Origin of the sequence: Methylophaga thalassica (assembly GCF_030159795.1) — a bacterium.
GTDB classification, from domain to species: Bacteria; Pseudomonadota; Gammaproteobacteria; order Nitrosococcales; family Methylophagaceae; genus Methylophaga; species Methylophaga thalassica.
On sequence record NZ_BSND01000013.1, the window covers coordinates 74,707 to 88,772 of the forward strand.

Sequence of the window (14,066 nt, forward strand, 5' to 3'; positions counted from 1 at the left end):
TTTTAAGGTTTAAATTTTAATTAAAATCTCACCCATGCCTATACCGGAAACATCACCAGCATAACGTTGAACACGTGAAAAAGGTTCAATTTCAGCAAATTTGGTATCAAACTTTTTAAATGACGCAAACATCAGCGGCAGAAAGGCTAATGTATGTGAACCACAGTCATTAAAGTTAGCAGAAATACCTTGTTCCGGTGCTGATGTCAGTAATAAAGTGCCGCGTTTCATCGCGTAACCAAAATGCTTACCGACTTTTCCTAACACAGCAATCGTGCCAGACACCATTCTTGAACCACAGTAATCACCGGCATTACCTTCAATGAAGATGTACCCACGACGCATATGATCACCGGTTCGTGCACCTGTATTACCTGTCACGATCACGGTACCACCAGTCATGCCATTTTTATAACCAATGCGTGCACCACCCAGGAAATCACCGGCATTACCATTAATTTTAATGGTGCCACCTTTCATTTCACAGGCTGTATAAACCCCGGTGTTGCCGTTAATAACGATATCACCAGCTGCCATAAACTGACCAAGATAAGCCCCGGCATCACCATCAACCGTGATTTTACCCGTAGCCATGGCATGACCTATATGGTCCAGTTTGTCTGTAGCCTTAGCAAAATGAATATTCGCGACATCCTCACCTTGAATATCAAAAATTTCATCGGTACGGACTTTTTGATTACCGACAACTAAGGTGATCGCTGCAATCTCAGCAGCTGTTTTATCAGCCAGTTTATCCGCTGTTAATGGTGAACAATCCACCCGCTGTGCAGGTGACGTTTTTAACGTGAATGTTAATGCACTCATGCCATGATCTCCTGCAAGTGGAAGTGATATGGGCCTAATTTACCGCCGTAGTTACCCGCACTGATTCGACGAATACCGTTTTCAGCGCCCAAGTTACACACAGCTTGAATACCCACTCGCATCGCTTTATCAATATCTTCTTTGGTTAGGCCGTCAATAACAATTTCCATGACCGATTCAACTTCTGGTGATAAATCACTCTTAGTCTGACCTTTCAGGGTCGGGCAGAAGGCATCATTGGTCGATGCGTTTAAGGCTTTAAATTTAGAGCCCACTTTAGAACCGGACCGTACAACCCCACCAGGGAAAGGCATGATGACGTTCGGAATTTTTCTCATCTCTTCGATAGCCGCTTCACAGGCAGCTAAAGCCTGAGCTTGTGATTCTGCCAATACCAGGAAGTTACCACCACCGACCGAGTCATGCACACCGGTTTTTTCCTGTGTTAAAAATTCACCATCCATCACAGGAATACGCCAGTAGCGTTTGCCATCAATCATTTTTGAAATCTGGAAACCATCACCGAAATAACGCAGGTTTTGACCTAGAGCAATTTCTTTTTCGCTGTTATCCAGACCAGAAAATAAGGCTGAAGTCGGTGAAGTCAAAATACATTGGCCAGCACGTGTTTCTACTTGTTTTGCAAGGCCTTTACCGCCCATAGCAAAGATAAGCACAGAGACGCCTGGGCGACCATCTGGTGTTTCACTTGGATCCAATTCACGCTCAATACCCGCTTCACAACCACAGGCAATAACAGAGGTAGCAAAGCCGGTAAATGCCTGTGCCGAAATCATGGCCCACTTGGCATTTAATGCCGTAATAATCAGCCGAGTGCCTTTCATCGGAAAAGCTTCAGCAAACGTCTCGTCTATAGTGACGCCGTTGATAATCATAACTTGCCTCCTTTTTTCAACGGCTGTACGGTCAAGCTTCCGCGGCCATCATCCACGATTTCATCATCACTGATTTTGAAGTTACCCATCGTCATGGTGTGATATTTATCGAAGTATTCTTTTAATGGTTTTTCAATGCCTTTGTCGTATTCAGGTTTGACCACATGAGTCGTCCCCCAGGTGACTTTAACCAGCTCACCATTTTTCACAACGATATTGCCATCTTTAAACACATAATCCGGTGAAGTGAACATTTTTTCACGATCAGCATGATCGGTATACACGGTGATATCCGCTGCAGCGCCTACACCTAAATGACCACGATCAGACAAACCGACCAGTTTTGCTGCACCGGCACGCGTCATAATCGCAATATCGTAAAGACTGTATTCGCGATCTAAAGACGCTAAATGCGTGGCATTTTGTGCTTCCGGATGCAGGGTAGACAGCATATCGTTACGGAATGATTTATCCATCAACAACTTAATCAAATGAGGATAGCTGGTAAAAGGTGCACCATTCGGGTGGTCTGTGGTCAGGAATATGCGCCATGGATCATCCACCATCAGGAAGGTTTCCAGACCAATCATCCACTGCAAAGCATTCACAAAACTTTGATCTTTATATTTGAACGGTACAACACCACAACCACCATCACATTCAATATCCATACACACCCATTTATTGGGGTGGGCATGTTTGCTGCCATCAAACTGACGCATATTATCGCCAGAGGCAGTGACTGTCTGGCCAAACAGAATCTGACCCACGTCGACGGTGATATTTTTGTTTCTGTTAATCGCTTCTGCAATCTCTGCAGCACCGGATGAGAATTTAAAGTCACCTTCTGTGCCATAACTATGGAACTGAATATGGGTTAGATGCATCGGCAGGCCTTCAATACCTTGAATAGTATCGAGGGTAGTATCTTTATTTCCTGGCACACCAAGATTACAACCATGTACGTGTAATGGATGAGGAACACCCAGTTCCGTCACCGCACGAGATAGGCGTTGTAGAATCTCACGTGGAGAAACGTTATAAAAACTATTTTTCTCATCCAGATCCAACTTACGTTGATTGAATTTGAATGCGTTAATACCGCCAGGATTAACCACTTTCAGACCAATCGCCTGACTGTGAGTTAATGTCCAGGCAACATAGTTATTAATCGCTTCCTGATCTTCATTGGCTGCCATCATGCGTAACAGGAAGTCATCACTTCCCAGCATGGCATAACCACCTTTATCAATAATCGGTGTGTCATGCATTTCCATATGTGCCTGGCGAGCATTAACTGGCATCACCGCAGGCTCAAAACCGGCTGTGTAACCCATTTCGGCATAACGATAACCAGTGGTTAATGTGCTTGGTGCAGCATGGCCACAACCACTTCGCATTAACTCGGTACGTTCAATTAATGATTCCGCATGATCTTCCGGCAACATGGTACGGGCAATATTGACCTTACCACCACCAATATGGGTGTGCATATCAATCGCACCCGACATAATGACTTTGCCACGAACATCAATTTCTTCATCAACTTTACCATCCGCCGGTGCATCAACGATGCGACCATCACGGATATAAATATCTCTCACCACATCATTTTGCCCATGTTCTGGGTCAAAAATGCGTCCACCTGTTAATTTAGTCAGCATATTTTTTCTCCGTTTACAGGGCTTTCTCAACAGCAGTCAGCACGTCATAAGTGCTTGGCAAGCCACTGTCACGTAATTTTTTGAGTGGTAGTGACACAGAACTATCACAGCGGAAAGTACGACCGACATGATCAATACCAGGAACACCCACCGGGATAAAGACTTCAGGCTCATTATCAAATGTCATACCAGAGCGGCCTAAAACAATTGTTGGTGCGTCTGTTTTTGGTGGCGTTAATTGGGTATTGAAACTGGAAATCCACACCAGACAATCCACCTCGCCTTCATCCAACATGCGTTGTCCACGGTTCAAATACGGATCATAGTCGGGCATATTTCGACTGAAGCTGGTTCGCATTGGGTAACCTGCCTGCCAGGATGACACAGCATTCACCGTTGTATCACCATCCTTACCGCCTAACATCAAACCATTGCAGCGTGTTTTTTCATTGACCTCTTTGATCATTTCACACAGGTTTTGAATAGTGGCTTCAGCATGATCCATGCTCATTTCAGAACCAGACCAGGTCAGAACAGAATATTTAGCAGCTTTAATTTTTTCAGCCAAATTGGCAAGTTCTGATACAGCAATACCACCAACGGTTTCAGCCTGAACAGATTTACCTTTTACCAGAGCACGTAATACTGAAATCACCTCGGGTAAATCATCTGTATCGCAAGGCAGAACAGCTGCTTTTTTACCTGCTGGTGAAGTAGAAGCATCACCTGAAGGCGCCTTACCTAGATAAATCACTTCTCGAGATTCAATATCCTGGCCGAACATACTTTCTTGTGGCCAAACCATGCGTTCATAAAAACGGGGAAAGCCTTTTTCAATATCACTACCGACAACGATAAGTAAATCTACACGATTTCTGACTTCGGTCAGCGTGGTTGTCATATAGCCGGTGTCTTGCAGCACCAGAATATTTTTAAAGGCATTATCAGAATAAAAACTGTCGACTGTTGCCCGTGTCGCATCAGCCACGGCCATCGCTGCACGAGCACCGTTTAAATCAGTAGCCATACCACTAATCAGCGGCTGTTTGCTTGATTTCAGCAAACTCGCGATATGGTTAACTGCTTGTTCAAATGAAACATCCTGACCTTTTATTCGTGGTGAAAGATCGGTTATCGGTGTCTCAAAGCCTGGTTTGGTGACCGCATCGCCATTTTCTTTCACCGTGACAGTATTGCCTTTAACTTCAATGACTAAATCATCGGAAGCAATACCACAAAAAGGACTCACTACATCTTCAAAGATGTGAGCTGCTGTATTGTCCGTCATGTCGGTGTCCTCAATTACTCAAATTACAAAACTGAAATCAGTAGCGCTTGATAATAAACAGCCGGGACCATGACAGTCACGAATTAATTCAACTTTCTATTATCAATTATGTTTGGCTCGCAAAAGTAGTGAGTCAATATTGTTATCACGTAACTGCTTCTGCAATGCATCAGCTTTACTACGCCCAGCAATAGGACCCACCTGAACGCGATGCCACGTATCTTTATTGTCTATAGTAACGCTCTGAACTTTAGACTCAATACCTAATAAGGCTAATTTGGCCCTGAAACCATCAGCGTCACTTGCCCGCTTGAACGAGCCAACTTGCAACATATAACTGACATCAGCTTCAGCAGAGGGTTGCGTTTCACTGCCCGTTTCACTACCAATAGTGGCTTCTGCTGCATCTGAGTCATCAGAAGGCGAAGTCACGATAGGCTGAGAACCCTGATTTTTTTTATCCACCATGACTTCCATCTCAGGAAGTAAGGTATAAAAATCAAATGTGGGTTCCACCCCTTCTTTTTTTGCAGGCTTTTGTTTTTGCTTCGACTCGGTTGTTTTTACACTGCCAGACTTATCTGCTGGAACATTATCTTTGAGATGCAATAAAAACATCACAAATGCGCCTACAGCAAAGCTCAATAACATCGGCCCCCATGGCAGGGAGCGTGATGATGAATCGTTACGTGTATTTCTTTTTGCCGCCAATGTTCAACCTCTTACATAGACTCAGGCGCAGAAACACCCATAACAGACAATGCATTTTTAATCACTTGTCTGACTGCAGATACAAGTAATAAACGAGCCTGACTCAATTCCATATCATCCACAATAAACTGATGTGCATTGTAGTAAGTGTGGAAATCACGAGCTAAATCAGTAAGATAATGTGCCAGTAGATGTGGTGTATGGTTTAAAGCGGCTGTTTCCAGAATCTCAGGATAACGCGATAACATGCTCATCAACGCTTCTTCATGAGGCTCAGTCAACTTAGCTAAATGTTGTTTTGCCGCTTCTGCATCCCAGTTGTGTCCACGTTCAGCCAGTTGTCTAAAAACACTGCAGACACGTGCATGGGCATACTGGACGTAATACACCGGATTATCGTTGCTCTGTGATTTGGCCAGTTCCAGATCAAAATCCATATGCTGATCAGCACCACGCATTACATAAAAGAAACGCGCTGCATCTTTGCCAACTTCATTGCGTAATTCACGAAGAGTGACAAACTCACCACTACGAGTAGACATACCCACTTTTTCAGTTCCCCGGTACAGCACAGCAAATTGCACCAGCAAGACATTTAGTTTATCAGCATCAAGCTGCATTGACTCCACAGCCGCTTTAACACGCGGGATATAACCATGATGATCAGCACCCCAGATATCAATGATGCGATCAAAGCCACGTTGATATTTATTGAGGTGATAAGCAATATCAGAAGCAAAATAGGTGGCCTGACCATTATCACGCACAACAACGCGATCTTTTTCATCACCAAAATCTGTGGATTTAAACCACCATGCACCTTTGTCCTGGTAGAGATGACCAGCTTGTTTCAGCATTTCAACAGCTTTATCTACATCACCGGATTCAACTAATGAACGCTCAGAAAACCATTCATCATATTCGGTACCAAACTCAGCCAGATCATCACGAATGTCATTGAGGATGGCATTTAAGCCTTTATCAAAAATAATCCGGTAATTGGCTTCGCCTAATAAGCTTTTGGCTTTATTGGTTAAAGCATCAATGTGCATTTCTTTATCGCCGCCATCAGGTTCATCAGCAGGGATATCCTCAAAAACTTGACTGGCAGACAGCAAAAATTGATTTCCATACTCCGTTTTTAACTCTGCGGCGATGGTGCGAACATATTCACCTTGATAGCCATTACTTGGGAAGGTAAACACTTCACCACATTCATCCAGGTAACGAAGCCAGACACTAGTAGCCAGAATATCCATCTGGCGGCCAGCATCGTTGACATAATATTCACGATGCACATCAAAGCCTGCAGCAGATAACAGACTACTAACAACAGAACCATAAGCTGCACCACGCCCATGACCGACATGCAAAGGACCTGTTGGGTTAGCTGAGACATATTCAACTTGTACTTTTTTACCCTGACCAACATGGCTTAAACCAAACTTTTCACCCAGCTCAAGCACATCTTTTATGACTTGTTGATTCGCCTCAGCAGAAAGGAAAAAATTAATGAATCCTGGCCCGGCAATTTCGACGTTTGTGACAAAATCAGTTTCAGGTAATGCTTCGAGAATTTCGGTCGCAATTTGTCGTGGATTCATTTTGGCTGGTTTTGCCAACATCATCGCAATATTTGAAGCAAAATCACCATGAGATTTATCTTTGGTTCGTTCTATCTGAATCTCAGGTAGATCAAACTCTAAAGCATGTTTCTGAGTAAATGAAGATAAAGCCTGACCAAGCAGGTTTTTCAGTTGATTTTTCAACGTTGATGAACCTTGAATGCAATTTGAATAGTGTCGCGCATTTTACCCGATCATCCGCTTGGATTACATCCTTGTTTCGTTATCGTTTTTAGGCGGTAAATATGTTTACAAAAGATCGACTGGATCAATATCAATTGACCAACGTACTTTTCTTGCCAGTTTATGCCGTGAAATCACACTGATATGTCGATCCAATAACTGATGTAAGGGTTTTCGATGTGCGCTACTCAATAACAATTGCGCTCTGAACCGCCCTCCCTTTTTTTCCATAATCGCTGGAACCGGTCCCAAAATCAGAACCTCCTCTGACGCATGTTGATGACATTGTGCGCTGAACTCTTGTAAAAACGCTGTTGCTTGTTCTCTATCAGAAGATTCAGCGCGGATAACCGCCCAATTCGAAACCGGCGGTAATTCCATCTCAATACGTTCTTCCAACAAGCTTTCTGCTGTTTTCTTATAGCCGTTTTTGATGAGGTTTTTCCAGAAAATATGCGCAGGTTGTTCTGTCTGAATTAATACCTCGCCTGACTTATCTCCACGCCCGGCTCTACCTGTGACCTGGGTAATCATTTGTGCCAGATTTTCTGTGGCTCTGAAATCAGCACTATACAAGCCCTGATCAGTATCAAGAACACCGACGAGAGTAACATCATGAAAATCATGACCTTTTGCCAGCATTTGTGTTCCCACCAGAATTCGGGCTTCCCCTTGTTTGATATCAGCAATCAGATCTGAAAAAGCGTTCACTCTCTGGGTAGTATCTCGATCGACCCTAATAATCGGTGTTTCAGGAAAAAGTTTTTGCAAGTGCTGTTCAATTTTTTCCGTGCCAGCACCATAACTTTTCAATGACTTTGATTCACATTCAGGACATTCTTCAACTAATCGCTGAATAAAACCACAATGATGACAAAACAAAATATTGCGATGCTGATGAACCACCATTCTTGCATCACAATGTTTACATTTAGCCTGCCAGCCACAGTCATGACACATCAAAACGGGGGCATAACCACGTCGGTTGATAAACAAAATAATCTGATTACCCGCATCCAGATGTTTTTTGATTGCTTTGAGTAAGACATCGCTAAAGCCATGCTCAGGATTTGCTTGACTGTTATCGACTAAACGTACCGGTGGTAATTGAGCATTACCTGCTCTTTGTGTTAATTCAAGCAATTGAAAACGTTGTTTTTTTACTTGGTACAAGCTCTCTAGTGACGGTGTCGCACTGCCCATGACGATCGGTATATTGTATTTTTGAGCTCTAATCAGAGCGACATTTCTTGCATGATAACGTAAGCCATCTTGCTGTTTATAGGAACTGTCATGCTCTTCATCGATGATGATAAGTCCTGGGTTAATCAATGGGGTGAAAACGGCTGAGCGTGTACCGATAATCACATTTGCTAAACCTTGTTTTGCTAATAACCAGGCTTGTTTTCTTTCTTTATCTGAAACGGCTGAGTTCAGGATGACTATGGTCGTGTTCAGTCTTTTTTTAAATCGTTCAACAAACTGTCCTGTCAGACCAATTTCTGGAATAAGTATTAATACTTGTTTATTGGTTTTTAACACTCTTTCGGTTAGCTCAATATAAACTTCTGTTTTACCGCTACCGGTTATTCCTTCCAATAAAAAGGGCTGAAATTCTTCTTTTTTTTGCCAAACGTTTTCTACAATCTGTTGTTGTTGCTGATTCAGTATTAAATCAACATTCAGTTCATTACTTGGAATGGGTAATTTTGCTTTTTGTTGTTGTGATATCAAGCCTGCTGTTTCAAGCGCTTTGAGAGAACTGCTGACATTCCCTAAATACTGTTTAAACATCGACTGGCTGATACCGTCAGCATAATCTTCTAGTAAATCCAGACACTGTTGTTGTTTTGAACCCATTTTTTTATCGACAGTTATGTCTGTTCTGAACCACCACGTTTCTTTATCAAGTTCTGCTGGTTTTCCTGTTCTGAGTAATTTGGGTAAAGCTGTCTGAAAACATTCGCCAAGAGGATGGTGATAATACCGACTTACCCAAAGTAATGTTTGCATTAATTCATCTGGAATTAATTTCTTGTCATCTAACTTTTCTTCGATCGCTTTTAACTTAGTGATATCTGTATCGCTTTTAACTTCACTCAGTTTTACAACAATGCCGGTGCAGAGTCGGTTGGCAAAGTTTATTTTTACCCGAGCACCTATTTCCCATTCGGAGATAGGTAAGTCTGAGGTGTAATCAAACAATTGTCTGAGAGGACACGGTACGCTAATGTGAAGTATGCAAGTCATTAATTAAACATAAAGAAAGAAAGATATTTTTTTAGTGATGTTAATGATTTATGCCTGTGGATTGTTGGATAGTTCTTATTACAACATATAAATCAGATTGTTATCGATGTTTACACTTGTTGATAACTTTAAAGCTGCGCAGACTAAATCCTGTGGATAAAAACAGGAGTTATCCACATGGAAAGTTATCCACAGCTTGTGATCGATCTTATAGGGATCTTATACAGCACTTATTATGAGTAAAAATTACGCCTGTTATTAGGTTAAAAATGTGTTTGGAGAATGAATGAAAATAGCAATGATTGTGGCGATGGATGAACAAGGTGTGATTGGCAAAGACAATGATTTGCCATGGAAAATTTCTGCCGATTTACAGTTTTTTAAACGAACCACCATGGGTAAACCCATTATCATGGGAAGAAACACACATGAATCAATTGGTAGACCACTACCGGGTCGAAGAAACGTCGTTGTGACGTCACAAGATGATTATATTGCTGACGGTTGTGATGTTGTTCATTCATTGGAGCAGGCATTTTCTTTGTGTGAAAATGCTGAAGAAGTGATGATTATGGGAGGAGCATCGCTCTATAAACAATGTTTTCCACTATGTGACAAACTCTATATCACACAAGTCCACACCACCATTGATGGTGGTGATACCTGGTTTCCTGACTGGGATCGTTCTGATTGGAAACTGGTGAGTTCAGAAGACCATAAAGCCGATGAAAAGAATCAGTATGATTATAGCTTTATGCTATTTCAGAAGATTCAGAACAGATGATTTGTAATGCGTGCTGTAAGTGTTCTGCAGCTTCGTAGCCTAAATCAGTGAGATAACCCCCATCATGTTGGCTGATGAGTCCTTTTTTATATAAATTTTCAGTGGCATCGATCATTTCTTGTCTGGCGTTGTGATGAACTTTAATGCCTGCTTGAGTGCTGTTTAACGGGAATTGAAGTAATACTTCGATTTCTTCTATTAGATATTGTTTGATTGTCATGATCTGAGCCTTTTGCTGTTTTTATGGATTTAAAATAGCATAAAGGGTGAAATTCATTTAGGTATTTGTGAAATATATCGGAATATTTTCTTTTGTATAGAAATATGATGGACTTAGCTAGAATCTAGCCGTTATATAACAATAAAGACAGTAAGGGAGAAACAACAATGGCTGCTCCAGTAATTACCGATAACCCACTTTACCAATTACTACGTGATGGTAAGGTTCAAGAATTTAACCAACGAGTTGCTGCCGGTGAGCAGGTAGATTTAAGGGGATGCGATTTTAGGCACTTAACCTTAGTTGGTTTGCTAGCAAAAGGTCTGGACTTTTCAAATAGCTATTTTCGTCAAGCAGATTTGAGGGGGATAGACTTTACTGAATGTGTCAGCATGGAAGGTGCGAGCATTCATGGTGCAAAAATTTCCGGGGTCTATTTTCCTAAACAATTTGAAGCCGAGGAAATTTTACTTTCTTTACAACATGGAACACGAATGCGTTACAAGGCTTAGATTTCTTGCTGTTTTTTTGGTAAAAACCGTGCGCTGAATAATCCCATCTCAAATAATAGCCAAATGGGAACAGCAAGCAAGGTCTGTGAAATTACATCCGGGGGCGTGAGTAACATACCCACTACAAACGCCCCCACGATGATGTAAGGCCGTTTTTCTTTCAAGGCCTCCACCGTTGTCGCTTGAGTCCAGATAAGCAAGACAGTGGCAATAGGGACCTCAAAGGCCAAACCAAAGGCAAAAAATAGTTTTAAAACAAAATCCAGATAACTACTGATATCTGTCATCACTGCTACGCCTTCAGGAGCAGCTTGCGTCAAAAAAGCAAAGATCAGTGGAAATACCGCGTAATAAGCGAAAATAATTCCTAAGAAAAATAAAATGGTGCTGGCAAACAGCAGTGGGAATACCAGCTTTTTTTCATGTGAATATAAGCCTGGTGCAACAAAGGCCCACAGTTGATATAACAAAACTGGAACAGCCAACAGAATGGAGATGCTCAGCGTCAGTTTAAAGGGGGTCAAAAACGGGGAAGCGACCTCGGTCGCAATCATGGTGCTGCTCTCTGGTAACTGCTTTAAGAGCGGTTCGGATAAAAAGTGGTAAAGGTCATTAGAAAAAGGCAGTAAACATAGAGCGATGACCAGTACAACTAACACGCCTTTTAGCAAACGATCCCTAAGTTCAACCAGATGTGATATCAATGGTTGTTGATCGTTATTATCCATCTTTTTTATCTGTCTCTTCGGTGTTTTCTGTTTTTTTCTGGCTTTCTAAGCTTTCATCAATGTGAATTGTTTGATTCATATCAGACATGGTTTGATTGGTTTTATTCAGAGCATCTTTAAGCTCTTGTGCCCGAAGCTCTCTTGAAATATCGGTTTTTATGGCGTGCAAAGAAGCCTGGGCTCGCCCTATCCATAATCCTGTCACTCTGATGAGTTTAGGCAGCCTTTCCGGGCCGACAACAATCAGTGCCACAAGAGCAATAACCAAGATTTCCCAGAATCCAATATCAAACATGGCTAATACGCCGATTTAGCTTAGTGAGATGTTTTATCTTTACTATCGCTTTTCTGTGATGACTCATGCGTATCATGGTGCTGAATTGAATCATGTTCACCTTTCTCGATGTCATCTTTGCCATCTTGCACTGAGTCTTTGAAGTTTTTTATGGCACTGCCTAAATCTCCACCCAAAGAGCGTAATTTTTTTGTGCCAAATAATAAAATCACAATGGCTAAAACAATCAGTAACTGCCAAATGCTAATACCACCTAACATGGTTATCTCCTAGTTAAATCCTGGCATTTTATCGCCGCCAAGGATGTGAATGTGCAGATGATCAACTTCCTGACCGCCACCCGGTCCGGTATTGATGATAGTTCTAAAGCCATTATCCAAACCTTGACTCTCTGCAATTTTAGGCAGACTGAGCATCATATGAGCAAGAAGTGAAGCGTGTTGCTGATTAGCGTGATCCAGTCTCGCAATATGCTGTTTTGGGATAACTAACAGATGGACCGACGCTTTTGGGTTGATATCTTTAAAGACATAAATCAGCTCATCTTCAAAGATCCGGCTTGAAGGTATTTCACCTGCGATAATTTTGCAGAATATACAATCACTCATCATTTACTCCGGTTAGCCTTTTCTTCCAGGCCTGAGAGGCCAAAACGTCTTGCAAGTTCGTCTAGCACCGCTTGAGTATCGATATCATTATGTGCCAGTAAAACAAGACTATGAAACCATAAGTCGGCAGTTTCATAGATGATTTCATCTTTGTTTCCACCTTTACCTGCGATAACGGTTTCTACCGCTTCCTCACCTAATTTTTTCAGGATTTTATCAGTGCCAGCAGCATAGAGACTAGCGACATAAGAACTGTCTGCATCTGCTGTTTTACGTTCAATAAGAACTTCACTCAGTTGTTTGATTATATCGCTCATGAATAGATATCTTTGGGATCTTTTAACACAGGCTCAACAGCTTGCCATTGACCCTCTTGAAGCTTATTAAAGAAACAGTGATGACGGCCTGTATGACAGGCTATTCCGCCTTTTTGAATCACTTCAAGCAAGATGGCATCGTTATCACAATCCATTCTTATGGATTTAACGAGTTGTTGATGCCCTGACTGTTCCCCTTTATGCCATAACTTTTGTCGGGAACGAGACCAGTAAACAGCATGCCCTTTTTCTGCGGTCAGTTGTAAAGCGTCTTTGTTCATCCAGGCTAAAGTAAGTATTTGCTTGCTTTCAAACTCTTGTGTAATAACAGGAACAAGTCCATCGCTATTCCATTTTACTTGTTCTATCCAAGCTGTCATTTACAGTCTCACCTCAATACCCTGCGCTGCCATTTGTTGTTTTGCCTCTTCAACAGTGTGTTCACCAAAGTGGAAGATACTTGCTGCTAAGACAGCATCGGCATGGCCAAGTTTTATACCATCGGTTAAATCCTGAAGTTTGCCAACACCACCTGACGCAATAACAGGAACGTTCACCGCATCGCTGACTGCTCGTGTCAGTGCCAGGTCAAACCCTGATTTGGTGCCGTCTTTATCCATACTGGTTAGCAAGATTTCTCCAGCACCATAGTCGACCATTTTTTTAGCCCACTCAACAGCATCAATCCCTGTAGGTTTACGACCACCGTGGGTAAAAATTTCCCATTTATCAGTTTCGTTTTCAGCAGAGACTTTTTTAGCATCGATCGCTACCACAATACATTGTGAGCCGAATTTTTCTGCCGCTTCGCGAACAAATTCAGGATTATTAACTGCAGCAGAGTTGATGCCCACTTTATCGGCACCGGCATTCAGCATTCGGCGAATATCTTCAACCGTTCTTATTCCTCCACCAACAGTTAATGGAATAAACACCTGACTGGCTACAGCTTCAACAACATGGACCATTGTGTCACGTTCAGCATGTGTGGCTGTGATATCGAGAAAAGTGATTTCATCAGCGCCTTGTTGGTCGTAACGTTTAGCAACCTCAATTGGATCGCCGGCATCTCTGATATCAACAAACTGGACGCCTTTAACGACACGTCCACCATCAACATCAAGACAAGGAATAATGCGTTTCGCGAGAGCCATGGTTAG

General features: G+C 42.2%; 17 protein-coding genes. 2 read left to right on the top strand and 15 right to left on the bottom strand.

The genetic code is table 11. The annotated features are described in order from the left end of the window. Positions 1–9 precede the first annotated feature (9 nt). The 7 genes from QQL60_RS13155 to QQL60_RS13185 form a co-directional block, all read right to left on the bottom strand. Positions 10–825, bottom strand: coding sequence for a formylmethanofuran dehydrogenase subunit C (locus QQL60_RS13155; protein ID WP_273179225.1), 816 nt, complete (start codon positions 823–825; stop codon positions 10–12). Further along, positions 822–1,721: a formylmethanofuran--tetrahydromethanopterin N-formyltransferase gene (fhcD, locus tag QQL60_RS13160; RefSeq protein WP_284723583.1), complete on the bottom strand. Its 900-nt coding sequence runs from the start codon at positions 1,719–1,721 to the stop codon at positions 822–824. The genes QQL60_RS13155 and fhcD overlap by 4 nt, the downstream gene beginning before the upstream one ends. Continuing rightward, positions 1,718–3,385: a formylmethanofuran dehydrogenase subunit A gene (locus QQL60_RS13165; RefSeq protein ID WP_007144229.1), complete on the bottom strand. Its 1,668-nt coding sequence runs from the start codon at positions 3,383–3,385 to the stop codon at positions 1,718–1,720. The genes fhcD and QQL60_RS13165 overlap by 4 nt, the downstream gene beginning before the upstream one ends. Positions 3,386–3,398: 13 nt before the next feature. Next, positions 3,399–4,673, bottom strand: a complete 1,275-nt coding sequence (locus tag QQL60_RS13170; RefSeq protein WP_007144230.1) for a formylmethanofuran dehydrogenase subunit B — start codon at positions 4,671–4,673, stop codon at positions 3,399–3,401. A gap of 102 nt (positions 4,674–4,775) precedes the next feature. After that, on the bottom strand, positions 4,776–5,384 hold the full coding sequence (locus QQL60_RS13175) for an SPOR domain-containing protein (protein ID WP_007144231.1): 609 nt from the start codon (positions 5,382–5,384) through the stop codon (positions 4,776–4,778). Positions 5,385–5,395: 11 nt separating this feature from the next. Beyond that, the gene (gene argS, locus QQL60_RS13180) at positions 5,396–7,153 is read right to left on the bottom strand and encodes an arginine--tRNA ligase (RefSeq protein ID WP_284723584.1); all 1,758 of its coding nucleotides are present in this window, start codon (positions 7,151–7,153) and stop codon (positions 5,396–5,398) included. A gap of 105 nt (positions 7,154–7,258) precedes the next feature. Beyond that, the gene (locus QQL60_RS13185) at positions 7,259–9,442 is read right to left on the bottom strand and encodes a primosomal protein N' (RefSeq protein ID WP_284723585.1); all 2,184 of its coding nucleotides are present in this window, start codon (positions 9,440–9,442) and stop codon (positions 7,259–7,261) included. A 286-nt stretch (positions 9,443–9,728) separates the two neighbouring features. Here QQL60_RS13185 and folA point away from each other — a divergent pair, with 286 nt between their 5' ends. Next, positions 9,729–10,226, top strand: coding sequence for a type 3 dihydrofolate reductase (gene folA, locus QQL60_RS13190; protein ID WP_284451382.1), 498 nt, complete (start codon positions 9,729–9,731; stop codon positions 10,224–10,226). Here folA and QQL60_RS13195 read toward each other — a convergent pair. Next, positions 10,195–10,446 (bottom strand): TIGR02647 family protein, encoded by a 252-nt coding sequence (locus QQL60_RS13195; protein WP_007144235.1) that lies wholly within the window; start codon positions 10,444–10,446, stop codon positions 10,195–10,197. The genes folA and QQL60_RS13195 overlap by 32 nt on opposite strands. 167 nt (positions 10,447–10,613) lie before the next feature. Between QQL60_RS13195 and QQL60_RS13200 the strand changes: the two genes are divergently transcribed. Beyond that, positions 10,614–10,958: a pentapeptide repeat-containing protein gene (locus QQL60_RS13200; RefSeq protein ID WP_007144236.1), complete on the top strand. Its 345-nt coding sequence runs from the start codon at positions 10,614–10,616 to the stop codon at positions 10,956–10,958. On the opposite strand, the gene tatC is transcribed toward QQL60_RS13200, so the two are convergent. The 7 genes from tatC to hisF are packed head-to-tail and all read right to left on the bottom strand — an operon-like array spanning position 10,955 to position 14,060. Continuing rightward, positions 10,955–11,686, bottom strand: a complete 732-nt coding sequence (tatC, locus tag QQL60_RS13205) for a twin-arginine translocase subunit TatC (RefSeq protein WP_273179211.1) — start codon at positions 11,684–11,686, stop codon at positions 10,955–10,957. The genes QQL60_RS13200 and tatC overlap by 4 nt on opposite strands. Then, a complete protein-coding gene (tatB, locus tag QQL60_RS13210) occupies positions 11,679–11,981 on the bottom strand; it encodes a Sec-independent protein translocase protein TatB (RefSeq protein WP_007144238.1) in 303 nt (100 codons plus the stop codon). Before tatB ends, tatC begins: the two co-directional genes overlap by 8 nt. A 20-nt stretch (positions 11,982–12,001) precedes the next feature. Beyond that, complete coding sequence (locus tag QQL60_RS13215; RefSeq protein ID WP_007144239.1) at positions 12,002–12,241, bottom strand: Sec-independent protein translocase subunit TatA; 240 nt, start codon at positions 12,239–12,241, stop codon at positions 12,002–12,004. Positions 12,242–12,250: 9 nt separating this feature from the next. Continuing rightward, positions 12,251–12,589 carry a histidine triad nucleotide-binding protein gene (locus tag QQL60_RS13220; protein ID WP_040576129.1) on the bottom strand — a complete coding sequence of 113 codons (339 nt, stop codon included), beginning with the start codon at positions 12,587–12,589 and terminating at the stop codon, positions 12,251–12,253. After that, on the bottom strand, positions 12,589–12,906 hold the full coding sequence (locus QQL60_RS13225; protein ID WP_007144241.1) for a phosphoribosyl-ATP diphosphatase: 318 nt from the start codon (positions 12,904–12,906) through the stop codon (positions 12,589–12,591). The genes QQL60_RS13220 and QQL60_RS13225 overlap by 1 nt, the downstream gene beginning before the upstream one ends. After that, on the bottom strand, positions 12,903–13,286 hold the full coding sequence (hisI, locus tag QQL60_RS13230) for a phosphoribosyl-AMP cyclohydrolase (RefSeq protein ID WP_284723586.1): 384 nt from the start codon (positions 13,284–13,286) through the stop codon (positions 12,903–12,905). The genes QQL60_RS13225 and hisI overlap by 4 nt, the downstream gene beginning before the upstream one ends. Beyond that, the gene (gene hisF / locus QQL60_RS13235) at positions 13,287–14,060 is read right to left on the bottom strand and encodes an imidazole glycerol phosphate synthase subunit HisF (protein ID WP_007144243.1); all 774 of its coding nucleotides are present in this window, start codon (positions 14,058–14,060) and stop codon (positions 13,287–13,289) included. It lies immediately after the preceding gene. Between the last annotated feature and the right edge of the window lie 6 nt (positions 14,061–14,066).